Genomic DNA, 24,624 nt, shown 5'->3' on the forward strand with positions numbered 1-24,624 from the left:
AGTGTGCTTATCCAAGTGTGCTTGTCCAAGTCCCGGCGGGCTCCCGGCTCCTTTGCATGGGGTTGTTTTCGATATTTTGGGAACGCTCGCGGTGCGCCACCTTCTCTCACAGCGGGAGAAGGCTTCGCGGCCGCCCTACTGCAACGCTGCCAGCAGTTCGTCCGGCGTCTCGACCATCATCATGTGGCCGGCGCCAGGCAGCACGACGGTCCGCGCGTTCGGCGTCGCGGCGGCGAGCGCCTTGCCGGCCTTGGCGGGGGTCATCATGTCGCGCTCGCCGAGGATGAAGGTCGCGGGCACCTTCACGGCCGCCGCGGCGGTCAACCCGTTCTGGTAGGCGTTGCAGGCGTTGAGGTCGTTGTAGAGCACGCCGGGCTTGGCCTCCTGCAGCACCCGCTGCGCGCCCTGGTGCATCCACAGCCCCGGTGCGAGGCTGCCGCCGAGCTCGGCCTTGAAGCCGAGGCCCCAGATCGAGACCATGTCGATCGCTGCGCCGTCATTTGCTTCGGCGGCTTTCAGCAGATCGAGGCCGACCGTCATGGTCGCGGCGGTGCCGATCAATGCGAGGCCGGAGACCTTGTCGGGATGTCGTGCCGAGGTCTCGATCGCGATCAGCGAGCCCATCGAATGGCCGATCAATCGGGCCTTGGTTGCGCCGGCGGCGGTGATCAGCGCGGCGATCCAGTCGGCCATCTCGGCGATGGTCGGCAGCGGCTTGCCGGCGGAGCGGCCGTGGCCCGGCAAATCAGGCGCCAGCACGGAATAGCCGTGATGGGCGAACCAGCGGCTGTGCAGCGCCCAGGTCGAAGAGTCGAAGCCGGCGCCGTGGATCATCACGACCGCCGGCAGCGAGGGATCGAACGGCTTGCCGCCGGTCGCGATGAAGGTGTCTGCACCGTTCACTGAAAGCTGCATGGCCTCAAGTCCTTTGCGAGGCGCGCAGCGCCTGGCCGAGATCGTCGGTGATATCGTCGGCGGTTTCGATGCCGACCGACAGCCGCACCAGCTCCTCGCCGATGCCGGCGGCCTTGAGCTGTTCGGCGTCCATCTGCTGATGCGTGGTGCTGGCAGGATGGATCACCAGCGTCTTGGCGTCGCCGACATTGGCGAGATGGCTGATCAACTTCAGCTGCTCGATGAACTTCTTGCCGGCGGCGCGGCCGCCCTTGATGCCGAAGCTGATGATCGAGCCGGCGCCGCGCGGCAGCAGCTTCTTCGCCAGCGCGTAATCGGGGTGCGTCTCCAGCGACGGATGCAGCACCCAGTCGACCGCCTTGTTCGCAGTCAGGAACTCCAGCACCTTTTGGGTGTTGCTGACGTGCCGGTCCATCCGGACGCCGAGCGTCTCGATGCCCTGCAACAGCTGGAAGGCGTTGGTCGGCGACAGGCAGGCGCCGAAATCGCGCAGGCCCTCGGTGCGGGCGCGCATGATGAAGGCGGCCTTGCCGAACTGCTCGTCGAAGACGATGCCGTGATAGCCGGCATAGGGCTCGGTGAGCTGCGGGAACTTGCCGGAGGCGCGCCAGTCGAACCGGCCACCGTCGACGATCACGCCGCCGATCGCGATGCCGTGGCCGCCCATCCACTTGGTCGCCGAATTCATCGTGATGTCGGCGCCGAGCTCGATCGGCTGGCTCAGATACGGCGTCGCGAAGGTGTTGTCGATCAACAGCGGGATCTTCGCGTCATGCGCGATTTGCGCCACCGCGGGGATATCGAGCACTTCGAGGCCGGGATTGCCGATGGTCTCGCCGATCACGAGCCGCGTGTTCGGCCTGATCGCGGCGCGGAACTCGTCGAGCGCGCGCGGCTTCACGAAGGTCGTGGTGATGCCGAACCGCGGCAGCGTATGTGCGAGGAGATTGATGGTGCCGCCATAGAGCGAGGCGGAGGCGACGATATGGTCGCCGGCATTGAGCAGCGTTGCGATCGCAAGATGCATCGCGGCCATGCCGCTCGCGGTGCAGATCGCACCGACGCCGCATTCGAGCGCGGCGATGCGCTCCTCCAGCACTGCGGTCGTCGGGTTGGAGATCCGCGTGTAGATGTGGCCGGCGCGTTCGAGGTTGAACAGCGCCGCGGCGTGGTCGGCATCCTGGAACACGTAGGACGTGGTCTGGTAGATCGGAACCGCGCGCGCACCGGTTAAGGGATCGGGGCGTTGGCCGGCGTGCAGGCTCAGGGTTTCGAAGGCAGGCGGCTTGGGTGCGGGCATGCGAGGCTCGTCAGGTCAGTCGATGAGGATATTTGGTCTGCAGCTCTATACGTGAACTGCGGTGCGGACGCGGCCGACATTGCCGAACACCCGCAGATAGCGCTCGACCTCCGAGGGGATGCCGGTCGCCTTCTCCGGATTGTCGGAGAGCTTCACGGCCGGTCGGCCGTCGACCGACGTCACCTTGCAGACGATCGAGATCGGATCGAGCTCGGCGGTGCCGTCAGGCGCGCAGCCGACGAAATCGTTGGTCAGGTTGGTGCCCCAGCCGAAGCTGACGCGCACGCGCCCCTTGAAGTGATGGAAGGTCTCCTCGATCGAGCCGACATCCATCGCATCCGAGAACACCAGCAGCTTCTCCTTGGGATCGCGCCCCTTCTGCTTCCACCATTTGATGATGTCTTCGCCGGCGGTGATCGGCGGCGCGCTGTCGGGGCGGAAGCCGGTCCAGTCGGCAACCCAATCCGGCGCGTCGCGCAGGAACGGCTTGGTGCCGAAGGCGTCGGGCAGTGCGATCAGGAGGTTGCCGCCATAGGCGTGTCGCCACTGGTCGAGGATGCGATAGGGCGCCCAGCGCAGCTCCTGGTCGTCATTGGCGAGCGCGGCGGCCACCATCGGCAGCTCATGCGCATTGGTGCCGATCGCCTCGAGGTCGTTGTCCATCGCCAGCAGCACGTTGGATGTCCCAGTGAACGACGAGCCGAGGCCTTCCTTCACCGCCTCGACGCACCAGCGTTGCCACAGGAAGCCGTGGCGGCGCCGCGTGCCGAAATCGGACAGCCGCAGGCCGTCGAGCTTGCGCAACCGCTCGACCTTGGCCCACAGCTTGGCCTTGGCGCGGGCGTAGAGCACGTCGAGCGCGAAGCGGCCGTAGGTCTTGGTCGCCGCGCGCGAGCGCAGCTCGTTGAGGATCGCAAGCGCCGGGATCTCCCACATCGTGGTGTGGGTCCACGGCCCGTGGAAATGCAGCTCATACTGGCCGTCGACCTTGTGCAGCTCGTATTCGGGCAGGCGGAAGGTCGAGAGCCAGTTGATGTAATCGGGCGAGAACATCTGGGTCTTGCCGTAGAACGTGTTGCCGGCGAGCCAGATCAGCTCCTTCTTGGAGAAGCGGATGGTGCGGGCGTGGTCGAGCTGGGCACGCAACTCGCCCTCGTCGATGACTTCGGCGAGCTTGATATGGGTCGACCGGTTGATCACCGAAAAGGTCGTGCGGGTGTCCGGATAGGATTCCCGGATCATCTGCTGCATCAACAGCTTGTAGAAATCGGTGTCGAGCAGGCTGCGCACGATCGGGTCGAGCCGCCAGCCGTGGTTGTAGGTCCGGGTCGCGATATCTGTCACGGTCATGCCGGAACCTTAGCCTGCCGGGCGCGGTCCGCCCAGTGGGTATCGGGCGGAACATGGCAGGTCAGCGCGCTATGGTCTGCCGTATACGGCCAACCGTGGCGGCGACATCGGCCCAGGCCGGCCTGGCGGGGGCAAACTGGCGCCGCAGGAAGCCGACAAGCTCAGCAACCTGGCTGTCGCTCATGCTGTCCTTGAAGGCCGGCATGTAGCCGAGATCGGTTGCGGCCGGCTTGGCGATGCCGTGCAGGATGACCTGGATCAGATTGTCGGGCACATCGCTGTGCAGATTGCTGTTCAGCGCCAGCGACGGCCGGCTGCCGAACAGCGGCGGCCCGCCGACCTCATGGCAGACCGCGCAGGCGCCTTGATAGATCCGCCCGCCGGCCGAGGCGGCCGTGGTGACGGCCGTGCTGGCTTCGAGCTTCGCGGCGAGCGCATCGTGAGCCGGCCGGTCGGCGGCTTCGTTGAACGAGGCGAGGTAGACCGCCATCGCGCGGATGTCCTGGTCGGGCAGCGCGGCGAGCTCCTTTACGACCGGCGCCATCGGTCCCGCGGCGACGCCATGCAGGCGTGACTCGCCGGTGCGCAAGTAAGCGTAGAGCTCGTCTTCGCTCCATGGGATCGGCGCCTTCGATAGCGAGGTCAGCGCCGGCGCCTCCCAGCCCTCCGCGAAGCCGCCGGCAAGATAGGCGCGCTGCCGTTCGGCGCCGAGCCCATTGCGTGGCGAATGGCAGGCGCTGCAATGTCCGAGGCCTTCGATCAGGTAGGCGCCGCGATTCCAGATCTCAGATTTCGATGGATCGGGCCGAAACGTATCAGGCCGATGGAACAGCGCATTCCATCCGGCGAGCAGCGGCCGCAGGTTGAACGGAAAGGCGAGCGTGTTCGCCGGCGTCGCCGCGCGCACCGGCGCCTGCGCCGTCAGGTAGGCATAGAGCGCCTGCAGGTCGGCATCATTGGTCCTGGCGAAATGCGTGTACGGGAATGCCGGGTAAAGATGGCGCCCGTCGCGGTGAATGCCTTCGCGCATGGCGCGCTCGAAGGCGGGATAGGACCAGGCGCCGATGCCGGTGTCGACATCGGGCGTGATGTTGGTCGTGTAGACGGTGCCGAACGGCGTCTCGAGCGGCCGGCCGCCGGCATTCACCACGCCATGCTCCGACGTGTGGCAGACGGCGCAGGCGCCGAGCGCCGCGAGCTCCTTGCCACGCGCGATGGTGGCCGCGGAATAGACCGAGGCATCGGGCTGGGCGATCGGCGCGATCGCACGCCAGGGCAGGACGGCGGCGCCGATCCCAAGCGCCGCGGCGCAGAGTGCGGCGATGCCGGCGAGTACGCCGCCGCGCTTTGCGAACGGATTTTGCCATCGGTTGAGCTCGGCCGGCCGCGCGGGCGGCGGCAGCGGTGCAGGCGCTGTGGGTTGCTCGCCGCGCAAGCCTTTCAAAATGCGCTCCGGCGTGAACGGCAATTCGCGAAAGCGCACGCCGGTAGCATCATAGATCGCGTTGGCGATCGCGGCCGCGCTCGGCACCGAGGCGGATTCGCCGACGCCGAGCGGCGGCTGGTCCTGCCGCGGCAGCATCAGCACATCGATTTTGGGCAGCTCAGGGAATTTGATGATGGGGTAGGCGCCCCATTCCCGCGCCGTCACCGCGCCGCGCTCGAAGGAGACCTCCTCCATCAGCGCGCGGCTGGTCGACTGGATCACATTGCCTTCGATCTGGTGTCGCACGCCCTCGGGATTGATCATCAACCCGGAATCCTGGCCGGCGACGACGCGGGTCACGCTGACATCGCCGGTCGCCTTGTTGACCGCAACATCGGCGATCCACGCCGACCATGCCGCGCCGTAACCGGGAAACTTGCTGTGCACGTAGAGCGCATAGGCGAAGCCGCGGCCGCGGAGGATGTCGCCGTCGGCCTCGGGCTCTTTCCGCACCGGGCGCGGCGTCCAGCCCGCGCGTTCGGCGACCGCGTTGACGAGATCGATCGCGCGCTTGTCTTTCAAATAGCGCAGCCGGTACTCGATCGGATCGACTTCGGCCTCGGCCGCGAGCTCGTCGATATAGGACTCGTGCGCAAAGGTGTTCGGCAGCGCCGAGACGCCGCGAAACCAGGAAGCGCGTACGATCGGCGGCATGTCGTTGGCGACCACGCGCATATTCTCGTAGTCGTAGGGCGGGATCGCGGTGCGGTCGCCCATCTCGAACATTGCGGCTTCAGGTGCGATCCGCCCGGTGAGCAGCAGCGCCAAGGTCGGCGCGCCGTTCGAGGGATAGCGCGTCGAGAAGTCATAAGCGGCGACGCTGCCATCGGCATTGAGCCCGCCATTGACGTCCATCAGCTGCGCGGTGCCTTTCGGCTCCCAGGCATGTTCCTGTTCGCGGGTGAGCTGCACGCGCACGGGCTTCCCGATCGCGCGCGACAGCAGCAGTGCGTCTGCGGAGACGTCGTCGGCGCAATTGCGGCCATAGCAGCCGGCGGCTTCCATCCGGATCACGTCGATCTCGGATTCCGGCCGCTGGATCAGGAGCGCGAGGTCGCCGCGCAGGATGTGCGGGTTCTGCGTGCCGGACCAGACGCGAATTCCATCGTCTCCGTAGCTGGCGACCGCGCAGGACGGGCCGATCGAGCCGTGCATCTGATAGGGCCAGAGATACGTCCGTTGCATCGGCTTGGCCGCCGCCTTAATCGCGGCATCAACATCGCCCTTGTCGATCAGCTGCCGTGGCGTCGATGGATTGGCGCGCAGCGCCTGCTCGATATCGGAGAGATCGGTCAGATCAGGTCCCGGCTTCCAGCTCACTTTGAGCTGCGCGGCGGCCTTGATCGCGTTCTCCTCGCGTTCGGCGACGACGCCGACGAAATCACCGATCCGCACCACCGCGACAAGTCCGGGAATATCCCGCACCGAGGCTTCATCGACCGCGATCAGGCTGGTGCCGACGAACGGGCCGGCGTCGACGCCGGCATAGGGTGGGCGGACGACGCGGCCGTGCAGCATGCCGGGCACGCGCACGTCGTGGACATAGACCAGCTCACCGGTGGCCTTTGCCGGCAGATCGACGCGCGGCACCGACTTGCCGACGACGGAATAGGCGCTCACCGCCTTGACCTGAACGTCGTCGGCGAGCTCGAGGCGGATGGTCTCGTCGGCGATCAGCTCGCCATAGCTGACGCTGCGGTTGTCGTGGCCACGGATCAGGCCGTCTTCGATGGTGAGATCATCGACCGGTAGCTCCAGCCGCTCGGCCGCGCGCGAGAGCAGGAAATGCCGGGCTTGCGCTGCGGCCTTGCGCAAGGGAACGGCGGTGATCTGGATCGTTTCGCTCGCGATCGTCGCGCCCTGGTTCGGCACCACGGCGGTGTCGCCGAGGATCACCACGACGCGGGCAAACGAGACGTCGAGCTCTTCGGCCACGATCTGTCCGAGCGCGGTGCGGATGCCGGTGCCGAGATCGACATGGCCGTTATAGGCGTTGACCGAACCTTCAGCCGTGACGGTGATGAAGGTCTCGAACGCGCCTTCCGCGCCAAGAACCGCGGAGCGAACCACCGACAGCGCGCCGCGCATGCGTTGCTCCGGACCCGCCATCAACCGCGCGCCTCGAGCGCGTGACCGGCGGCGCGCATCGCGGCGCGGATGATTTCGATATGCGCGCCGCAGCGGCAGAGATTGTAGCGCAGCGCTTCCAGCACCTCATGCTCGGAAGGATTGGGATTGCGCGTGAGCAGCGCCTTGGTGGTGATGATCATGCCGTTGAGGCAGTAGCCGCACTGCGCGGCCTGCTCGCGGATGAAGGCCTCCTGTACCGGGTCGGGATGTTCGCGGCTGCCGAGCCCTTCCAGCGTGACGATGTCGCGTCCCGCACAGCCCTCGATCGGAATCACGCAGGCGCGCGCGGCGACGCCGTCGATCAGCACCGCGCAGGCGCCGCACTCGCCGAGCCCGCAGCCATATTTCGGTCCGTTCAATGCGAGATCGTTGCGCAGCACGTAGAGCAATGCGGTGTCGGGAGCGGCGTCGACGTCATGATTCCTGCCGTTCACGGTCAGGCGCATTGCCCCGGTTCTCCCCTGATGTTTGCGCTGCAACGTCAGCGTCAAATCGAAGACGAGGATAACGTTTGTGTACAAACGTGCAAGCGGCGGCATGCCGCGCTGCAGCGCGTGCACGCTTTATGAACAGGGTGCGCAAGCGAAGGGCAGCTTTTGATTGCAAAGGCCGCTTGACAGGTCCCGGGCTCGCGCGCAGGATCATTCGTATACGAACGATAAGCACCGGAGGCGGAAGCGCAGTATGATCGACCGCCGCCACAAGTCCAGGTCTGGTCACGATGGCTGACACAATGACCGTCGCCGCCGGCGACAAGATCCGCTGCGATGCCTGTCCGGTGATGTGCTACATCAAGCCGGGCGCGGCCGGCGCGTGCGACCGTTACGCCAATCATGATGGCACGCTGGTGCGGGTCGATCCGCATGTCGTGCTGGAGCGTACCGTCTCGCATGGCGGCAAGCTGGTGCCTTTCCAGGTCAGCGGCGACTGGGACGGCAAGATCGTCCGGCAGCCCGACCTGTTCGTCACCGCGATCGGCGCCGGCACCACCTATCCGGACTACAAGCCGGCGCCGTTCATCGTGTCGTCGGAAGTCGACGGCGTCGACATGGTCACGGTGGTGACCGAGGGCATCTTCTCCTATTGCGGCGTCAAGGTAAAAATCGACACCGACCGCTATCTCGGTCCGGAGACCGCGACTGTGCGCGCGGACGGCGAGGCGGTCGGCCATGTCACGACCAGCGAATATGGCTCGCAGATGCTCTCGCTCGGCGGCGTGCATCACCTGACCGGTGGCTCCAAGAAAGAGGGCCGCGTCACCTGCGACACGCTAATGGATCTCTCCAATTGCAAGGCGGTGGAGCTGACCATCGATGGCGGCGCCACCGTCGTGGTGCAAGCGGGCAAGCCGCCGATCGTCAACGGTGTGGCCGAAGAGCGGATGCGGGTCGGCTGCGGCTCGGCCACCATCGGCATGTTCGCCAAGCAGTGGCACGGCAAGGTCGATGAGGTCGTGGTGGTCGACGACCACATCACCGGCGTGCTCAGCGAGCACCAGGCCGGCAAGCTGCTCGACATCGCCGACACCGGCATCAAGATGAAGGGCCGCCGTTCGACGCCCGGCCGCTATTTCCAGGTCGCCGATCCCGGCACCGGGTGGGGCGGCACCAACATCTCCGATCCGCTGTCGATCCTCGGTCCCTTCAATGCCAAGGAGGCGCGGCCCGGGCTCACCATGCTGATGGTCTCGACGACCGGCGAGCATGCATCGTACTACGTGCTCGACGAGGCGTTGCAGCCGGTCGAGACCGAGATGCCGGCCGATCTCCGATTCTCGGTCGAGCGCATCCAGGAGAATTGCGAACCCGCGCTGTGCACCGTGCTGTTCATGGGCGGCGCGGGCGGATCGCTGCGCGCCGGCGTCACCGACAATCCTGTGCGGCTGACGCGCTCGGTGAAGGACGCGCTGACGCGCGTGACCAGCGGCGGCGCGCCGGTGTACGTGTGGCCGGGTGGCGGCATCACCTACATGGTCGATGTCACGCAGATGCCGGCCGGCGCCTTCGGTTATGTGCCGACCCCGGCACTGGTGGCGCCGATCGAGTTCACGATGCGGCTGTCGGACTACGCGGCGCTCGGCGGCCATATGGATTATGTCCGTCCGCTGTCGTCGCTGCGGGACAGCGCCGACATCCGGCCGATGCCGTACCTGCCCGGGCGGCACGCATGACGCGGCTCCCGCAAATCGCGCTTCTTCCTGACGGCAAGCGGCTGCATTTGCAGGATGGGCCCATTGATCTCGTCATCGAAGCCAGGGGCAGGGATGCGGAAGTTCGATCCGCCTATCAGGCGGCGGCGGAGCACTTGACCGGTCTGCTCGATGAACTCTGCTCGGAACTTGCCGAACTGCGCAGCGCGGCGCATCCCGATCGCTGCTTGCTGAAGGGCGTGGTCGCGCGGCGCATGCATGCGGCGGTCGCGCCGTTTGCCGCGGATTGCTTCATCACGCCGATGGCCGCCGTCGCGGGCTCGGTCGCCGAGGAAATCCTCGGTACGATGTTGCGCGTAGCGGCGCTCGACCGCGGCTATGTCAACAATGGCGGCGATATCGCGTTGCATCTCGGCGAGGGCGAACAATTTACCGTCGGCCTGATGGACCGGCCAGACCGTCATGGCGTGATGCGCACGATGTCGGTCGATGCCGACATGCCGGTCCGTGGGATTGCGACCAGCGGCCGCCACGGCCGCAGCTTCTCGCTTGGCATCGCCGACGCCGTCACCGTGCTGGCGCGAACGGCATCGCAGGCCGATGCGGCTGCGACCGTGATCGCCAACGCGGTCGATCTGCCCGGCCATCCCGCGATCATGCGCGTTCCGGCCAACGAATTGCAGCCCGACAGCGACCTCGGTGGACGACTGGTGACGCGCGATGTGGAGAATTTGGCGGAACACGAGATTGGGCAGGCGCTCGAGGCGGGCGCGGCGCGGGCGCGCATGCTCCTGATGTCGGGATTGATCGAGGGCGCGGCATTGCGTCTACTGGGCGAAACGCGGCTTGTTGGTGCAACTGGGATCGGGGCGCCGAAGTCGCACGCGTTTCAGGAACGAACGATAGAACACATGCTGCAGGCATGACCGGGAGCGAGGCACAATGAGCGCCGTTATTCGCAAGATCGTCACCGTGGTCGAGGAGATCCATCTGGAGATGGGCAAGACCATCGCGCCGCCGACCCGCCGCGCCGCCGCCATCGCCGTGATCGAGAATCCCTTCGCCGGACGTTATGTCGAGGATCTGTCGCCGCTGATCGCGATCGGCGAGGAACTCGGTGAATTGCTCTCCAAGCGGGCCGTCGCCGCGCTCGGCATCGATGGTGCCAAGGCGCACAGCTACGGCAAGGCCGCCGCTGTCGGCGAGAATGGCGAGCTCGAGCACGCGGCCGCGATCCTGCATCCGAAAATGGGTGCGCCGGTGCGCAAGGTGCTGTCGAAGGGCGCGGCGCTGATCCCGTCGTCGAAGAAGCGCTCGGGGCCCGGCACCACGCTGGATATTCCGCTCGGGCACAAGGATGCGGCCTTCGTGCGCAGCCATTTCGACGGCATGGAGGTGCAGATCAACGATGCGCCGCGGGCCAACGAGATCATGGTCGCGGTTGCGGTCACCGACAGCGGGCGGCCGCTGCCGCGCGTCGGCGGGCTGACGGTCGGCGAAGTCAAAGGCGAAGACGGATTGCGTTAATCTCTTTCAAGGAAACTGGAGGACGGGATGCGTGGTTATTTCGTAGGGGCGGGATTGGCGATCGCGGTCGCGGCCATGGCAACGGGCGCCATGACGACGCAGGCCATGGCGCAGAGCGAAATCAAGATCGGCGAGATCAACTCCTATTCGCTGCTGCCGGCGTTCACCGAGCCCTATCGCAAGGGCTGGCAGCTCGCGGTGGAGGAGATCAATGCCGCCGGCGGCATCAATGGCAAGAAGCTCGTCGTCATTTCCAAGGATGATGGCGGCAAGCCGGCGGATGCGCAGACCGCGGCCAACGAACTGGTGTCGAGCGAGAATGTCGCGATGCTAACCGGTACGTTCCTGTCGAATATCGGCCTCGCGGTCTCTGACTTCGCCAACCAGAAGAAGGTGTTCTTCCTCGCGGCTGAGCCGCTGACCGACGCGATCACCTGGTCGAAGGGTAATCGCTACACCTTCCGCCTGCGGCCGTCGAACTACATGCAGGCCGCGATGCTGGTGGCAGAAGCCGCCAAACTTCCCGCAAAACGCTGGGCGACCATCGCGCCGAACTATGAATACGGCCAGTCGGCGGTTGCGGTGTTCAAGAAGCTGATGTCGGAGAAGCGGCCTGATATCCAGTGGGTCGACGAGCAGTGGCCGCCGCAGGGCAAGATCGACGCCGGCCCGGTGGTGCAGGCGACCGCCGCCGCGAACCCGGAGGCGATCCTCAACGTCACTTTCGGCGCCGACCTCGTCAAGCTCGTGCGCGAGGGCAACACCCGCGGCCTGTTCAAGGGGCGCACGGTGGTGAGCTTCCTGACCGGCGAGCCGGAATATCTCGATCCGCTGAAGGACGAGACGCCCGAGGGTTGGATCGTCACCGGCTATCCCTGGTATTCGATCAAGACGCCGGAGCACGACGCGTTCCTCAAGGCCTATCAGGCCAAGTACAACGACTATCCGCGGCTCGGCTCGATCGTGGGCTACCAGACCATCAAGGCGGCGGCGGCAATCCTCGCCAAGGCCGGCTCGAGCGATCCGGAGAAGCTGATCGCGGCGGCCGAAGGCATCTCGACGCCGTCGCCGTTCGGCGAGATCACCTTCCGCAAGATCGACCACCAGTCGACGCTCGGCGCCTTCACCGGCAAGACCGCGCTGAAGGACGGCAAGGGCATCATGGTCGATACCGCCTATCGCAAGGGTTCGGACTATCTGCCTGGCGATGCCGAGATCGAGAAGATGCGGCCGAAGGATTGAGGCCTCTTAGTTTCCCCTCTCCCTGTTCTTACGGGGAGAGGGTTAGGACGAGGGACGTCTCCAAGAGTGGGCTCGTGGAGAGTTCCCCTCACCCGAATTCAAGCTGCGCTTGAATTCGACCTCTCCCCGCAGGCGGGGCGAGGTGAAGAAAAACTCCAACGCGGACCGCCTATGGCCTTCTATATCGTCCAGTTCCTGACCGGTCTTGCCAGCGCGGCGTCGCTGTTCCTGGTCGCTTCGGGTCTGTCGATCATCTTCGGCGTGACGCGGATCGTGAACTTCGCGCATGGCGCGTTCTACATGCTCGGCGCCTATGTCGCCTTCACCCTGACCGAGCGTTTCTCGGGCGCATTCGGCTTCTGGGGCGGCATCGTCATCGCCGCGCTGGCGGTTGCCGCAATCGGCGTGCTGGTTGAGATGGTGCTGCTGCGCCGGATCTACCATTCGCCGGAGCTGTTCCAGCTGCTGGCGACCTTCGGCCTCACCCTGATGGTCGAGGACCTCGTGGTGCTGATCTGGGGGCCGGATGATCTCGTCGGCCGCCGCGCGCCGGGCTTCAAGGGCGCGATCGATTTCTTCGGCCAGAATATTCCGAGCTACGACCTGTTCCTGATCGTGCTCGGGCCGGTCGTGCTCGGCGTGCTCTGGCTGTTGTTCCAGCGCACCCGCTGGGGCGTGCTGGTGCGCGCGGCGACACAGGACCGCGACATGGTCGCGGCGCTCGGCGTCAATCAAAAATGGCTGTTCACCAGTGTGTTCGCGCTCGGCGTCTTCCTCGCCGCGCTCGGCGGCGCGCTGCAGATTCCGCGCGATGCGGTCAACCACGCGATGGACCTGCGCGTCATCGTCGAGGTCTTCGTCGTGGTCGTGATCGGCGGCCTCGGCAGCATCATCGGCGCCTTCGTCGCGGCTGTGCTGGTGTCCGAGCTCAACGCGTTCGGCATCCTGATCTTTCCGAAGATCTCCATCATCCTGGTGTTCCTGGTAATGGCGGTGGTGCTGATCGTCCGGCCGTGGGGGCTGTTCGGCAAGCCGGAGGCGCCGGCGCGGCGCACGCCGGGTCTCACCGTCAATCCATGGCGGCCGCTGACGACGAACGAACGGCTTGCCGCGATCGCCGTGCTCATCGTCGCCGCTGCGCTGCCGTTCGTCGCCGGCAACTACGTGCTCACCGTCGGCTCCGAGATCGCGATCTTCGTGATCTTCGCGGTCAGCCTGCATTTCCTGATGTCGGTCGGCGGGCTCGCCTCGTTCGGGCACGCGGCCTATTTCGGCCTTGGCGCCTATGGCGTGGCGCTGCTCGCCAAGATGGCGGGCTTGCCGATGATCGCCTGCCTGCTGCTCGGGCCGCTGCTCGGCCTTATGGGCGCCGCCGTGTTCGGCTTCTTCGCCGTGCAGCTCTCGGGCGTCTATTTCGCGATGCTGACCCTGGCCTTTGCCCAGATCGTCTGGTCGATCGCGTTCCAATGGGTGTCGGTGACCGGCGGCGACAACGGCATTCTCGGCGTCTGGCCGGAAAAATGGGCGGGGAGCCCGTCGCATTTCTATTGGCTGTCGCTCGGCATCGCCGCGCTTGCCGTGGTGATCCTCCGTATCATCGTGTTCTCGCCGTTCGGCTTTGCGCTGCGCGCGACACGCGATTCGCCGCTGCGCAGCGAGGCAATCGGCATCAACGGCAAGCGCATCCAGTGGACCGCCTTCGTGATCGCGGGCACGGTCGCAGGCCTCGCCGGCGCGCTGTTCGCCTATCTCAAGGGCAGCGTCTTCCCGGACAATATGGGCATCTCGCTGTCGGTCGACGCGCTGGTCATGGTGCTGCTCGGCGGCGTCGAGACGGTGTCCGGCGCGGTGGTCGGCGCCATCGTCTACAAGGCGCTGAACATCTGGCTGGTCAGCCAGACCGACTGGTCGAAGCTCGTGCTCGGCGGCTTTGTCGTGCTGATCGTGGTCGCGTTCCCGAAGGGCATCGTCGGTACGCTGGAAGCAGTCATGCGCCGGCGGCGTAAATCGCCCTCGTCGGCCTCGCCCCTGCTCACCTCCCGCATAGAGACCGCCGAATGAGCATGGTCCCCGCATTGTTGTCGGTCGAGGGGCTGACCAAATCCTATGGCGGCGTGCACGCGGTGCGCGGCGTCTCGTTCGAGTTGCGTGCCGGCGAGATCCTGGCGCTGATCGGACCGAACGGTGCCGGCAAGAGCACCTGCTTCGACATGCTGAATGGCCAGAACATTCCCGATAGCGGCCGCATCCGCGTGCTGGGCGAGGAGACCACCGGCAAGAAGCCGCGCGTGGTCTGGCGCATGGGGGTGGGGCGCACGTTCCAGATTGCAGCGACGTTCCCGACCATGACGGTGCGCGAGAATGTGCAGGTCGCGCTGGTGTCGCATGGCGGGCAACTGTTCAATCTGTGGGCTTCGACTGCGCGTCAGGCCCGCGACGAGGCCGGGCGGCTGCTCGATCTGGTCGGCATGGGTGCCTATGCGGAGCGGCCCTGCGGCGAGCTTGCCTATGGCGACGTCAAGCGGCTGGAGCTTGCGATCGCGCTCGCCAACCAGCCGAAGCTCTTGTTGATGGACGAGCCGACCGCCGGCATGGCACCGCGCGAGCGCATCGAGCTGATGCGGCTGACGGCGCGGATCGCCCGCGAGCAGTCGATCGGCGTGCTGTTCACCGAACATGACATGGACGTGGTGTTCGAGCATGCCGACCGGATCCTGGTGCTGAACCGCGGCAGCCTGATCGCCGAGGGCTCGCCCGAGGAGGTTCGCGGCAACGCGCAGGTGCGGGCGATCTATCTCGGCGAAGGCCTGCTCTACGACGCAAGGCACCGCGAGGGAGCATCGGCATGAAGCTCACGGTGAACGACCTCAACAGCTTTTACGGCCCGGCGCATATCCTGTTCGACATCGCGCTCGAGGTCGGCGAAGGTGAGGTGGTCGCATTGCTCGGCCGCAACGGCGCCGGCAAGTCGACCACGTTCCGCTCCATCGTCGGCCTGGTCGAGAACCGTTCCGGCCGCATCATGTTCGAGGGCAAGGACGTGTCAACGCTGCCGACGCATGCGATCGTGCGCGGCGGGCTCGGCTACGTCCCGGAGGAGCGGCGTATCTTCACGGATCTGACGGTCGAGGAAAATCTCGAGGTCGGCCGCCAGCCGAAGCGACCGGGCGCGCCGCAATGGGATCGCGACAAGTTGTTCAAGCTGTTTCCCAATCTCGGCGAGATGCGCGGCCGGCCCGGCGGGCGGATGAGCGGCGGCGAGCAGCAGATGCTGACGATCGCGCGCACGCTGATGGGCAATCCGTCGCTGGTGCTGCTCGATGAACCCTCGGAGGGCCTGTCGCCCAAGATCGTCGAGCAGATGGTCGATGCGATCCTGGCGATGAAGCAAGAGGGCGTCAGCATCGTTGTGTCAGAGCAGAACCTGCATTTCGCCCGGCTGATCTCGGATCGCGCCTACATCATCGAGCGGGGCCGGATCTGCTTCGGCGGCACCATGGCCGAACTTGATGCGCGTCCGGATGTCCGCGACGCGCATCTGTCGCTGTAAAGGGCAGGGGTTAAGACAATGGCGCGGAGTGCTGCACCGAAGCGAAGCGTGAAGGCCGCAAAGCCGGGCTATGTGCTGGACGAGCAGATCGGCTTCATCCTGCGCCAGGTGTCGCAGCGTCACGCCGTGATCTTCGCCCGCGAGATCGGCATCAGCCTGACGCCGACGCAATGGGCGGCGCTGTCGAAACTGTCTGAGGTCGGCGCGTGCTCGCAGAACCAGCTGGGGCGGCTGACCTCGATGGACGTTGCGACCATCAAGGGCGTGATCGACCGCTTGACCGCGCGCGGCCTGACCGAGACCGCACCCGATCCCAATGACGGCCGCCGGCTGCTGGTGAGCCTGACGCGCGCCGGCCAGCAGATGGCCGACAAGGCCGCGCCGAATGCGCTTGTGATCTCGAGGGAGACGCTGGCGCCGCTCGACGCCAAGGAGCGCGAGACGCTGATGGCGCTGCTCGGGAAGCTGCGGTGATGATACGTACTGCTCCATCTACGCGATTGCGAGCATAGCGAAGCAATCCATTTTCCGCCTGCGGCGATGTGGATTGCTTCGTCGCTTCGCTCCTCGCAATGACGACAGCGTGCCTACTTCGCCACGATCTCCGGCACCTTGCCCGCGGGCGGGGTGTTGCGGCTGCGCTGGGTGCGGACGATGCCGTCGATGATGGTCATGCCGATGCCGGGGAGGTCGCCGAGCTGAACGCTCTCCAGGATGTTCTTGCCCGGTGAATGCTGCGCCTTGTCCATCAGCACGAAATCGGCGGAGCGGCCGACCTCGATCAGGCCGCAATCGAGCTCGCGCATCCGCGCGGTGTTGCCGGTCGCAAGGCAGAACGCCAGCTCGGCGGGCAGCTCGCCGAGCGAGGACAACAGCGAGACCATGCGCAGGATGCCGAGCGGCTGTACGCCGGAGCCCGCCGGCGCATCGGTGCCGAGGATGACGCGGTGCAGGTCGCCCATCTCGCGCGCGGTGCGCAGCGTGAACAGCGCCGAGCGCTCATTGCCGTTGTGCACCAGCTCGAGGCCGCGCTTGCAACCCTCGCAGATGCAGCGGATCTGGTCGTCGGGCAGTGCGGTGTGGCCGCCATTGATGTGACCGACCACGTCGGTGTCGGCCTCCAGCACCACGTCCTTGTCGATCAGGCCCGATCCCGGTATCGACGGGCCGCCGGTGTGGATCGTGCTCTGGATGCCGTATTTGCGCGCCCAGCCGACCATTTTCCGGGCGGTGGGGCCGTCCTTCACGCCACCGAGCCCGACCTCGCCGAGCAGCTTAACGCCGGCGGCGGCCATCTCCTTGAAATCGTCCTCTACCATCTCGCATTCGATCACGGGCGCGCCAGCATGCACCTTCACACCGCCGGGCCGCAACGTCCAGAACGCGCGCTGCGCGAAGATCGCCATCGCCTTGACGCCGACCACGTCGCGCGGCCGGCCGGGCATGTGTACCTCGCCGGCGGAGATCATGGTGGTGACGCCGCCATGCAGATAGCTGTCGATCCAGTTGATCTGGTTCTGCCGCGGCGTCCAGTCGCCGGCGACCGGATGGACGTGGCTGTCGATCAGGCCGGGTGCGACCGTCGTTCCCATGGCATCGACGATCGTGGTGGCGCCTTCGGTATCGACGTCCTTGAAGCGGCCGATCGCTGATATCTTGCCGTTCTCGGCGACGATGGTATCGGCGTCCAGAATCGGCTTCTCCAGCGCTCCCGACAGCAACAGCCCGATATTGCGGATCACCAGCTTGCTGGGGCCGGTGGCCTGGGGCGCGTCGTGAGCCATGGGTGTTTTCCTTCTGTTTCTGCCGAATTGCCCGGGAATTTGAGCCCGGCTTGACTTTTGGATCAAGCCGGATTATTCATTCGTATACGAATGATCGTATACAAACGATCCGGCCGGTCAACAGGGTTCAAGTCCTTCCCCGCCGCAGCACAAATCAGGGATTGGTGCGATGAGCAATTTCAACCGGGAAAGCGTCCTCAGCGTTCATCACTGGACCGACACGCTGTTCTCGTTCAAGACCACGCGCAATTCGTCGTTCCGCTTCCGCAACGGCGAGTTCACCATGATCGGGCTCAAGGTCGGCGAGAAGCCGCTGCTGCGCGCCTACAGCGTCGCCAGCGCGAATTACGAGGACACGCTGGAATTCTTCTCGATCAAGGTTCCGGACGGCCCGCTCACCTCGCGTCTCCAGCACCTCAAGGAGGGCGACGAGATCATCGTCAGCCGCAAGGCTACCGGCACGCTTGTCATCGACAATCTCGAGGACGGCCGCAATCTCTATCTGATCGGCACCGGCACCGGCCTCGCGCCGTTCCTCAGCGTGATCAAGGATCCCGAGACCTATGATCGCTTCGAGAGGGTCGTGCTGCTGCACGGCTGTCGCCGCGTCAAGGAGCTCGCCTATGGCGAGATGATCACCGAGACGCTGCCGCAGGACGAACTGATCGGCGATCTGGTGCGCGACCAGCTGATCTATTACCCGACCGTGACGCGCGATCCGTTCCGCAACCGCGGTCGCATCACCGACCTCATCACCTCGGGCAAGCTGTTCGCCGATATCGGGCTGCCGGCGCTCGATGCCGCGCATGACCGCGTCATGATCTGCGGCTCGCCGGCGCTGGTCGCCGACACCCGCACGATGCTGAACGGCCGTGGCTTCGCCGAGGGCAATCACGGCGAGCCCGCCCAATTCGTGGTCGAGAAAGCGTTCGCAGAGCGTTGATCTTCGCAGTGATCCCTAGCCCCGTCATTGCGAAGGGTTCGCGACAAGATTGCACAGCAATCTTGCGCTGAAGCGACGAAGCAACCCATCTTCCGGTACAGCCGGGAGCAATGGGTTGCTTCGCGTCGTTTCCGGTGATGCGGTTAGCGTTACGGCCTGACGGCCGGCGTCTCCACCGGCATGCCGCGCGCCCGTGTCATCAGATAGAGCTCGAGCTCGACCAGCTCCGGCGAGCCGTAATCATAGGCCTGTGCCCGGATGCCGGTGATGCAGGCGCGCAGCCGGCGCTGCAGCGATCCGAGCGACTGCCATTCCAGCCGGTAGAGCGGATAGCCGGTCGGTTGTCCCTGCGTGATCGCGCTCCCCGCGAGCTTCTTGTCCCAATTGTCGTCGTGACAGTTGGCGCAGGCCAGGTTGAGCTGGCCCTGCCGCTGCACGAACAGCGCGTGGCCCTTCTCGACGAACGGCGTCAGCTCCGGATCGTCGCCGGCTGCGATCGGCTCGCCGCGCGATTGCTGCGCGACATAGGCCGTCAGTGCCAACAGCTCCCGGCTTTCGTAGGCGAAGGGCGAGGCCTGCTGGTGATTGGCACGACAGAGGTTGATCCGCCCTTCGAGGTCGACCGGCCGTCCCAGTGCCTTCTCGAACGCGGGATAACGCGCAGCGATACCCTTCATGGTGACGCGCGCATCGCTGTGGCAGTCAGCGCAGGCCTTGTCCGCGGTGCCGGCTTTGCGCTTCCACAAGGCCTCGCCGTCGAGCACGGAGAGCATGCCTGGATTGGCGGTGTCCTCGTCCTGCATTGCCCTGGTGTCCGGGCTCATGAAGCTATAGCCGGAGCGGCGCTGGTCCAGCGGAATCTCGGCAGCGAGCGCCGCGCCCGCCAGCGCCGTCAGCAGCGCAATGCAGAGCGCAATCCTCATTCGACCGTGATCGAAGCCTGCGCGGTCTCCGAAAATCCCTTGTCGCCGATCCATTCGAATTCGAACCTGCCGCTCTCGGTCACGGTGGTGAAGAAAGTGATGAACGGATTGGCCGCGATTGCCGGATAAAGGTCGGCGCGGAATACTTCCACGCCGTTGAAGCGGCAAGTGAAGCTCGTGATGATGTCGCGCGGCACCACGTCGCCGGAGGCGGTGTGGCGATAGCCTGTCTCCATGATGTGCGACATCAGCGTCTTGATCTCGATCACGTCGCCGCGCCTGGCCTTCTTCGGCACGTTGATCAGGGCCGACGGCATCAGATCGCCTCCTCGGTGCAGGCGGCGAGCGTCACCACGACGTCGGCGGTCGCGGACCAGAACGTGTCGTCGGACAGCCGCGCGATCGCGGTGACCTTCTGGCTGTCGGCGAGGCGAATGCGGGTCGACACCTGGGCGCGCCCGGCGCGCGGCCCGAGATAGAAATTGCCGATATTCGGCTGCGGGTTCTTCTCGTTGAAGACGTAGATGCTCTTCACATATGCCTCCGCCGTCATCGGGCCTTCGACGCTGACCGTCATCGGGACGGTGTTGCCGTTCTCGACCAGCGGCGGAATATCGAGCCTGACCTTGCCGGTCCGCACGTTGGCCTCGCCGACGATGTTGCGTATCGCCGCCGACTGCATCGCCGGTGTGGCGGCCACGGGACGGACGATGACCATCACGGCAGCACCGCCGGTAAGGCTCAGAAACGTTCGCCTGGTTTGATTCGAATCCACCATGCTTGATCCTAGTTCCGCAACGTTACCAGATAGGCCACGATATCCTCGATCTGCTCCGCCGACAGGATAGGCTTGCCGCGCCATGAATTGCCGACCCGTGTGAGACCGTCGACGCGATAATAGGACGGCATGATCGTCGCCGCATCGAGGTGCGACGCATCGACCAGCCGCAGCCGCAATTGTGTTTCCGACCAACGCGCGCCGCTTCCGGAGAGGTTCGGCGCGAGGTCGCCCTGGAACGCCTGCTCCGGAAATGGGCCGCTGTGGCAGAGGATGCAAGTGGACGAACGCTCGACGATCAGCGCGCGGCCGCGGGTGACGTCACCCTTGGTTCCCGTCAGCGATTGCGGGATGGCATCGCCCACCACGGCGTAAGGCCGTAGCGTCTCGGCGCCGGCAGGCGCGCAGGCCGCGAGCAGTCCGGCGGCGAGGAACATCGCGAGCGCGAGCCTAGCCAAAGGCCTCTCCCGTGATCGCCTTGAACCAGTCGACCGCCTGATCGGCCTCGTGCTGACGGAGCTCGCGCGGCGCTTCGACCGGGCTCGTGGTCACCTCGGCCTCGGCGTACTGATCGTCCTTCGGCTGATAGATGCCCTTCAACGAGAATGCGTAGCCGGGAGCCACGGTGTTGTAGCAGGCGCCATCGAGCCGTGGCGTGTCCGGCGCCTTGCCGGCCAGTGAATTCACGATCGCTGCCGCACAGGCGCGGCCTTGCGCTGCCGCGGCGGAGGCGGATTTTGGAATCCCGCCGGCGATTGCGGCATCGCCGATGACGTGGATATTTGGCACGAGTTTTGAGGCAAAGCTCACCGGATCGATCGGGCACCAGCCGGTGTGATCAGCCGCGCCGGCGATCTCGGCGATGCGACCGGCGCGCTGCGGCGGGATCACGTTGGCGACCGCCGCGGTGTAATTGCCGAAATCGGTGACGATCTCGTTGGTGGCCGGATTGACCGACGTGACGCGCCCGCCCTGCGACAGCGCGATCCGTTCGATCATGCCGGGATAGAGTTCGGCCCAGGCTTTCTCGAACAGTTTCTGCTGCGAGTAATTGTCCTTGGCGTCGAGCACCAGGATTTTCGACTTCGGCTTGTTCGCCTTCAGGTAATGCGCGATCAGGCTGGCGCGCTCGTAAGGCGCCGGCGGGCAGCGCAGCGGTGCGGCCGGCACCGCGATCACGACGAGGCCGCCGTCGTCCATCGCCTCGAGCTGCCGGCGCAGCAGCACCGTCTGCTCGCCGGCTTTCCAGGCGTGCGGCATCTTTTCGGCGTTGGCCTCGTCATAGCCGGGCAGGGCATCGAAGTGCATGTCGATGCCGGGGGCCAGCACAAGCCGATCGTAGGGGAGCGTCGTGCCATCAGCGAGTGCAATGCCGCGCGCCTGCGCGTCGATCTTGGTGGCCGCCTGAGCGGCGACCGTGATGCCGTCAGCCGCGACCTTGTCGTAGGTGAATTGCTGTGCGGTGAGTTCGCGCAGGCCGGCGATCACTTCATTGCTGAACGGGCACGCGGTAAAAGTCTTGTTCGGTTCGATCAACGTGACCTGGAGTTTTGCGTCGCGCCGCCGCAGCGCCCGCGCGCAGGCCGTTCCGCCGAAGCCGCCGCCGATTACCGCGATGCGCGGCGCTGCTTGCGCCAGCGACGGACGCGCCAATGCCGCCGCCGCGACGGCAGCGACGCCACGGATCACATCCCTGCGCGTCTGATGACGCGAGACGGCCATGCACGACAATCCGGAATAAGGAAGCGGCGGCCGCTCAGGCCGCCGCTTCGGGTTTGATCAGGCGAAGGAGATGTTCTGGTTGCGCAGCGGGAAAGAGCGGATGCGCTTTCCGGTCGCGGCGAAATAGGCGTTGAGCACCGCCGGCGCCGCAACGCCGATGGTCGGCTCGCCGACGCCACCCCAGAACCCGCCGCTCGGCACCATCACAGCTTCGACCTTCGGCATTTCGTTGATGCGCATTGAGTTGTAGGTGTCGAAATTGGTCTGCTCGATGCGGCCGTCCTTCACGGTGCAGCCGCCGTAGAACAGCGCGCTGAGACCATAGACGAAGGAGCCCGCGATCTGCCGCTCCACCTGCGCCGGATTGACGACATAGCCGGGATCGGTGGAGGCGACGATGCGATGCACCTTGATCTTGCTGCCGTCGGTCACCGAGATCTCGGCGGCGCCGGCAACATAGCTGCCATAGCCCATCACCTGCGCGATGCCGCGATAAACGCCCTGCGGCGCCGGCGTGCCCCAGCCGATCTTCTCAGCGACCGCATTGAGCACGGCAAGATGCTTGGGATTCTTGCCCATCAGCTTGCGCCGGAATTCGAGCGGGTCCTGGCCGACAGCCTGGGCAAGCTCGTCCATGAAGCATTCCATGTAGATCGCGTTGTGATTGACGTTGACGCCGCGCCAGAAGCCCGGCGGGACGTGCGGATTGCGCATCGAATGCTCGACCAGCAGGTTCGGCACCGAATAGCCGATCGCGGCTTCGCCGGATTGCGCGACGCCCTGGAACGCGGCGGGGTCCATGCCGTTCTGCAGCGCTTCCGGGCGCACCGAGAACAGGATGGATTGGCCGGACAACCGGTAGTGCAGCGCCACCAGGTTGTCGTCGGCATCGAACGCGCCGGTCAGCTTGCACTGCGTGACCGGGTGATATTTGCCGTGCTGCATATCCTCTTCGCGCGACCACAGCAGCTTGATCGGCGTGCCCGGCATCTGCTTGGCGATCGCCACCGCCTGCCGGACATAGTCGGTCATGCCGCGCCGACCGAAGCCGCCGCCGAGCATCAGCTTGTGCACGTCGACCTTCTCGGCGGGCAGGCCGGAGGCCTCGAGCGCTGCGGCGAACGCCGCCTCGCCATTCTGCGTGCCGCACCACACCTCGCATTTGTCAGGCGTGTAGAGCACGGTGGCGTTCATCGGCTCCATCGTGGCGTGGTTCTGGTAGGGGTAGCTGTAGACCGCTTCGACCTTCTTGGCCGCGCTTGCGATCGCTGCCTTGGCATCGCCGTTCTGGTTGCCGACATAGGCCGGCTGCGCATTGTCGAGACCTTCGGCAAGCCACTTCGCGATCGTCTCGCTGGAGACTTTTGCGTTGTCGCCTTCGTCCCAGACGATCGGCAGCGCATCCAGCGCAGTCTTGGCGCGCCACCAGGTGTCGGCGACGACGGCAACAGCGCTGTCGCCGACCGGCACCACCTTCTTGACGCCTTTCATGTTGGCGATCTTGGCTTCGTCAAAACTCTTCACCTTGCCGCCGAACACCGGGCAGTCCTTGATCGCGGCGTTCAGCATGCCCGGCAGCTTGACGTCGATGCCATAGATCATCTTGCCGGTGGTCTTGTCGACGGTATCGAGCCGCTTCAGGCCCTTGCCGGCGATGGTCCAGTCCTTCGGATCCTTCAGCTTGACGTCGGCCGGCGGCTCGAGCCTGGCGGCGGCTTCCGCGACCTTGCCGTAGGTCGTGGTCTTGCCCGACGCCGTGTGGGTGATGACGCCGTTGGAGACCTTGCACTCCGCGGCCGGCACCTTCCACTCATTGGCCGCGGCCTGGATCAGCATCACGCGCGCGGTGGCGCCGCCCTTGCGGACATAGTCCTGCGAGGTGCGGATGCCGCGGCTGCCGCCGGTCGAGAAATCGCCCCAGGCGCGCTTGCGGGCGACGCTCTGGCCGGGCGTCGGATATTCGGTGGTGACCTTCGACCAGTCGCATTCCAGTTCTTCAGCGACAAGCTGAGCGAGGCCGGTCAGCGTGCCCTGACCCATCTCGGAGCGGGCGATGCGGATCACCACGGTATCGTCGGGCCGGATCACGACCCAGGCATTCACTTCAGGCGCGCCATCGGCTGCGCGGACCACGGCTGGGCCGCCGAACGGCAGATCGAGGCCGAGCGCGAGGCCGGCGCCGGCGGTGGCCGTGCCGATCACGAAGGCGCGGCGATTGAGCTTGACGTGCTGGTTGACTTGCAGATTCATGGCTGCTTCCTCACGCGTTCGCGGCAGCATGGATCGCCTCGCGCACCTGCTGGAAGGTGCCGCAGCGGCAGATGTTGGTGATGGCGTCGTTGATGTCATCGTCTGATGGCTTCGGGTTCTCCTTCAGGAGTGCCGCGACGGCCATGATCATGCCGCTCTGGCAATAGCCGCATTGCGGCACGTCGCTGGCGATCCAGGCGAGCTGCACCTTGTGCATCACGCCGCCCGCCGCGAGACCCTCGATCGTGGTGATGTCCTTGCCGGCCACCTCGCCGACCGTGACACCGCAGGAGCGCATCGCGACCCCGTCGACATGCACGGTGCAGGCGCCGCATTGTGCAATGCCGCAGCCGTATTTGGTCCCCGTCAGTCCGACATTCTCTCTGATCGCCCAGAGCAGTGGCGTGTCGTCCTCGACGTCTACCGTGGTTGTCTTGCCGTTGATCTTGAGGTTTGCCATCGCGTTCCCCTGAATGGTCCAATCCTCCGACTGGACTTCAGCGCGATGTTGGCCTCGAAACTGGAACGGTTCAAATCAAGAATATGCGCTTGCAGTGCGGAAGAAAGTTGATGCA

22 protein-coding genes are annotated in these 24,624 nt (G+C 65.7%); 9 read left to right on the top strand and 13 right to left on the bottom strand.

The window, feature by feature from the left end:
- Positions 1 to 135: 135 nt before the first annotated feature.
- From JQ507_08575 to JQ507_08595, 5 genes are all read right to left on the bottom strand, one after another.
- Positions 136 to 915, bottom strand: coding sequence for an alpha/beta hydrolase (locus JQ507_08575; protein ID QRI71510.1), 780 nt, complete (start codon positions 913 to 915; stop codon positions 136 to 138).
- Between the two features lie 4 nt (positions 916 to 919).
- Complete coding sequence (locus JQ507_08580; GenBank protein ID QRI71511.1) at positions 920 to 2,215, bottom strand: O-acetylhomoserine aminocarboxypropyltransferase; 1,296 nt, start codon at positions 2,213 to 2,215, stop codon at positions 920 to 922.
- A 45-nt stretch (positions 2,216 to 2,260) separates the two neighbouring features.
- Positions 2,261 to 3,565 carry a nicotinate phosphoribosyltransferase gene (pncB, locus tag JQ507_08585; protein ID QRI71512.1) on the bottom strand — a complete coding sequence of 435 codons (1,305 nt, stop codon included), beginning with the start codon at positions 3,563 to 3,565 and terminating at the stop codon, positions 2,261 to 2,263.
- A 61-nt stretch (positions 3,566 to 3,626) separates the two neighbouring features.
- Complete coding sequence (locus JQ507_08590; GenBank protein ID QRI71513.1) at positions 3,627 to 7,160, bottom strand: molybdopterin-dependent oxidoreductase; 3,534 nt, start codon at positions 7,158 to 7,160, stop codon at positions 3,627 to 3,629.
- A complete protein-coding gene (locus tag JQ507_08595) occupies positions 7,160 to 7,627 on the bottom strand; it encodes a (2Fe-2S)-binding protein (GenBank protein QRI71514.1) in 468 nt (155 codons plus the stop codon). Before JQ507_08595 ends, JQ507_08590 begins: the two co-directional genes overlap by 1 nt.
- 275 nt (positions 7,628 to 7,902) lie before the next feature.
- Here JQ507_08595 and JQ507_08600 point away from each other — a divergent pair, with 275 nt between their 5' ends.
- The 8 genes from JQ507_08600 to JQ507_08635 all read left to right on the top strand — a co-directional run bounded on the left by JQ507_08600 (position 7,903) and on the right by JQ507_08635 (position 16,123).
- The gene (locus JQ507_08600; protein ID QRI71515.1) at positions 7,903 to 9,351 is read left to right on the top strand and encodes a 6-hydroxynicotinate reductase; all 1,449 of its coding nucleotides are present in this window, start codon (positions 7,903 to 7,905) and stop codon (positions 9,349 to 9,351) included.
- Entirely contained in the window at positions 9,348 to 10,256 is a 909-nt protein-coding gene (locus JQ507_08605; protein ID QRI71516.1) for a UPF0280 family protein, read from the top strand. Before JQ507_08600 ends, JQ507_08605 begins: the two co-directional genes overlap by 4 nt.
- Before the next feature lie 16 nt (positions 10,257 to 10,272).
- Complete coding sequence (locus JQ507_08610) at positions 10,273 to 10,857, top strand: amino acid synthesis family protein (protein ID QRI71517.1); 585 nt, start codon at positions 10,273 to 10,275, stop codon at positions 10,855 to 10,857.
- A gap of 27 nt (positions 10,858 to 10,884) precedes the next feature.
- Positions 10,885 to 12,099 carry an ABC transporter substrate-binding protein gene (locus tag JQ507_08615; GenBank protein QRI71518.1) on the top strand — a complete coding sequence of 405 codons (1,215 nt, stop codon included), beginning with the start codon at positions 10,885 to 10,887 and terminating at the stop codon, positions 12,097 to 12,099.
- A 171-nt stretch (positions 12,100 to 12,270) separates the two neighbouring features.
- Complete coding sequence (locus tag JQ507_08620) at positions 12,271 to 14,160, top strand: ABC transporter permease (protein ID QRI71519.1); 1,890 nt, start codon at positions 12,271 to 12,273, stop codon at positions 14,158 to 14,160.
- Positions 14,157 to 14,948, top strand: coding sequence for an ABC transporter ATP-binding protein (locus tag JQ507_08625; GenBank protein ID QRI71520.1), 792 nt, complete (start codon positions 14,157 to 14,159; stop codon positions 14,946 to 14,948). Before JQ507_08620 ends, JQ507_08625 begins: the two co-directional genes overlap by 4 nt.
- Complete coding sequence (locus JQ507_08630) at positions 14,945 to 15,649, top strand: ABC transporter ATP-binding protein (GenBank protein QRI71521.1); 705 nt, start codon at positions 14,945 to 14,947, stop codon at positions 15,647 to 15,649. The genes JQ507_08625 and JQ507_08630 overlap by 4 nt, the downstream gene beginning before the upstream one ends.
- Positions 15,650 to 15,667: 18 nt before the next feature.
- Positions 15,668 to 16,123, top strand: a complete 456-nt coding sequence (locus JQ507_08635; protein ID QRI71522.1) for a winged helix-turn-helix transcriptional regulator — start codon at positions 15,668 to 15,670, stop codon at positions 16,121 to 16,123.
- A 113-nt stretch (positions 16,124 to 16,236) separates the two neighbouring features.
- On the opposite strand, the gene JQ507_08640 is transcribed toward JQ507_08635, so the two are convergent.
- The gene (locus JQ507_08640) at positions 16,237 to 17,433 is read right to left on the bottom strand and encodes an amidohydrolase family protein (protein ID QRI71523.1); all 1,197 of its coding nucleotides are present in this window, start codon (positions 17,431 to 17,433) and stop codon (positions 16,237 to 16,239) included.
- Between the two features lie 169 nt (positions 17,434 to 17,602).
- On the opposite strand from JQ507_08640, the gene JQ507_08645 reads away from it, so the two are divergent.
- On the top strand, positions 17,603 to 18,376 hold the full coding sequence (locus JQ507_08645; protein ID QRI71524.1) for a ferredoxin--NADP reductase: 774 nt from the start codon (positions 17,603 to 17,605) through the stop codon (positions 18,374 to 18,376).
- Positions 18,377 to 18,525: 149 nt separating this feature from the next.
- Here JQ507_08645 and soxA read toward each other — a convergent pair whose 3' ends face one another.
- The 7 genes from soxA to JQ507_08680 are packed head-to-tail and all read right to left on the bottom strand — an operon-like array spanning position 18,526 to position 24,509.
- The gene (soxA, locus tag JQ507_08650; GenBank protein ID QRI71525.1) at positions 18,526 to 19,299 is read right to left on the bottom strand and encodes a sulfur oxidation c-type cytochrome SoxA; all 774 of its coding nucleotides are present in this window, start codon (positions 19,297 to 19,299) and stop codon (positions 18,526 to 18,528) included.
- Complete coding sequence (gene soxZ, locus JQ507_08655; protein ID QRI71526.1) at positions 19,296 to 19,616, bottom strand: thiosulfate oxidation carrier complex protein SoxZ; 321 nt, start codon at positions 19,614 to 19,616, stop codon at positions 19,296 to 19,298. The genes soxA and soxZ overlap by 4 nt, the downstream gene beginning before the upstream one ends.
- A complete protein-coding gene (locus JQ507_08660; protein QRI71527.1) occupies positions 19,616 to 20,077 on the bottom strand; it encodes a SoxY-related AACIE arm protein in 462 nt (153 codons plus the stop codon). The genes soxZ and JQ507_08660 overlap by 1 nt, the downstream gene beginning before the upstream one ends.
- Positions 20,078 to 20,085: 8 nt before the next feature.
- Complete coding sequence (gene soxX / locus JQ507_08665; protein ID QRI73260.1) at positions 20,086 to 20,514, bottom strand: sulfur oxidation c-type cytochrome SoxX; 429 nt, start codon at positions 20,512 to 20,514, stop codon at positions 20,086 to 20,088.
- Between the two features lie 13 nt (positions 20,515 to 20,527).
- The gene (locus JQ507_08670) at positions 20,528 to 21,799 is read right to left on the bottom strand and encodes an FAD-dependent oxidoreductase (GenBank protein QRI71528.1); all 1,272 of its coding nucleotides are present in this window, start codon (positions 21,797 to 21,799) and stop codon (positions 20,528 to 20,530) included.
- A gap of 57 nt (positions 21,800 to 21,856) precedes the next feature.
- On the bottom strand, positions 21,857 to 24,079 hold the full coding sequence (locus tag JQ507_08675; protein ID QRI71529.1) for a xanthine dehydrogenase family protein molybdopterin-binding subunit: 2,223 nt from the start codon (positions 24,077 to 24,079) through the stop codon (positions 21,857 to 21,859).
- Complete coding sequence (locus tag JQ507_08680; GenBank protein ID QRI71530.1) at positions 24,060 to 24,509, bottom strand: (2Fe-2S)-binding protein; 450 nt, start codon at positions 24,507 to 24,509, stop codon at positions 24,060 to 24,062. Before JQ507_08680 ends, JQ507_08675 begins: the two co-directional genes overlap by 20 nt.
- Positions 24,510 to 24,624: the final 115 nt, after the last annotated feature.

This window comes from Bradyrhizobium sp. PSBB068, assembly GCA_016839165.1.
Taxonomy (GTDB): Bacteria; Pseudomonadota; Alphaproteobacteria; order Rhizobiales; family Xanthobacteraceae; genus Bradyrhizobium.

Bases quoted from the DNA above. Each gene is read 5' to 3' on its own strand.
- JQ507_08575 (QRI71510.1), bottom strand. From the start codon at position 915: ATGCAGCTTTCAGTGAACGGTGCAGACACCTTCATCGCGACCGGCGGC.
- JQ507_08580 (QRI71511.1), bottom strand. From the start codon at position 2,215: ATGCCCGCACCCAAGCCGCCTGCCTTCGAAACCCTGAGCCTGCACGCC.
- pncB (QRI71512.1), bottom strand. From the start codon at position 3,565: ATGACCGTGACAGATATCGCGACCCGGACCTACAACCACGGCTGGCGG.
- JQ507_08590 (QRI71513.1), bottom strand. From the start codon at position 7,160: ATGGCGGGTCCGGAGCAACGCATGCGCGGCGCGCTGTCGGTGGTTCGC.
- JQ507_08595 (QRI71514.1), bottom strand. From the start codon at position 7,627: ATGCGCCTGACCGTGAACGGCAGGAATCATGACGTCGACGCCGCTCCC.
- JQ507_08600 (QRI71515.1), top strand. From the start codon at position 7,903: ATGGCTGACACAATGACCGTCGCCGCCGGCGACAAGATCCGCTGCGAT.
- JQ507_08605 (QRI71516.1), top strand. From the start codon at position 9,348: ATGACGCGGCTCCCGCAAATCGCGCTTCTTCCTGACGGCAAGCGGCTG.
- JQ507_08610 (QRI71517.1), top strand. From the start codon at position 10,273: ATGAGCGCCGTTATTCGCAAGATCGTCACCGTGGTCGAGGAGATCCAT.
- JQ507_08615 (QRI71518.1), top strand. From the start codon at position 10,885: ATGCGTGGTTATTTCGTAGGGGCGGGATTGGCGATCGCGGTCGCGGCC.
- JQ507_08620 (QRI71519.1), top strand. From the start codon at position 12,271: ATGGCCTTCTATATCGTCCAGTTCCTGACCGGTCTTGCCAGCGCGGCG.
- JQ507_08625 (QRI71520.1), top strand. From the start codon at position 14,157: ATGAGCATGGTCCCCGCATTGTTGTCGGTCGAGGGGCTGACCAAATCC.
- JQ507_08630 (QRI71521.1), top strand. From the start codon at position 14,945: ATGAAGCTCACGGTGAACGACCTCAACAGCTTTTACGGCCCGGCGCAT.
- JQ507_08635 (QRI71522.1), top strand. From the start codon at position 15,668: ATGGCGCGGAGTGCTGCACCGAAGCGAAGCGTGAAGGCCGCAAAGCCG.
- JQ507_08640 (QRI71523.1), bottom strand. From the start codon at position 17,433: ATGGCTCACGACGCGCCCCAGGCCACCGGCCCCAGCAAGCTGGTGATC.
- JQ507_08645 (QRI71524.1), top strand. From the start codon at position 17,603: ATGAGCAATTTCAACCGGGAAAGCGTCCTCAGCGTTCATCACTGGACC.
- soxA (QRI71525.1), bottom strand. From the start codon at position 19,299: ATGAGGATTGCGCTCTGCATTGCGCTGCTGACGGCGCTGGCGGGCGCG.
- soxZ (QRI71526.1), bottom strand. From the start codon at position 19,616: ATGCCGTCGGCCCTGATCAACGTGCCGAAGAAGGCCAGGCGCGGCGAC.
- JQ507_08660 (QRI71527.1), bottom strand. From the start codon at position 20,077: ATGGTGGATTCGAATCAAACCAGGCGAACGTTTCTGAGCCTTACCGGC.
- soxX (QRI73260.1), bottom strand. From the start codon at position 20,514: ATGTTCCTCGCCGCCGGACTGCTCGCGGCCTGCGCGCCTGCCGGCGCC.
- JQ507_08670 (QRI71528.1), bottom strand. From the start codon at position 21,799: ATGGCCGTCTCGCGTCATCAGACGCGCAGGGATGTGATCCGTGGCGTC.
- JQ507_08675 (QRI71529.1), bottom strand. From the start codon at position 24,079: ATGCTGCCGCGAACGCGTGAGGAAGCAGCCATGAATCTGCAAGTCAAC.
- JQ507_08680 (QRI71530.1), bottom strand. From the start codon at position 24,509: ATGGCAAACCTCAAGATCAACGGCAAGACAACCACGGTAGACGTCGAG.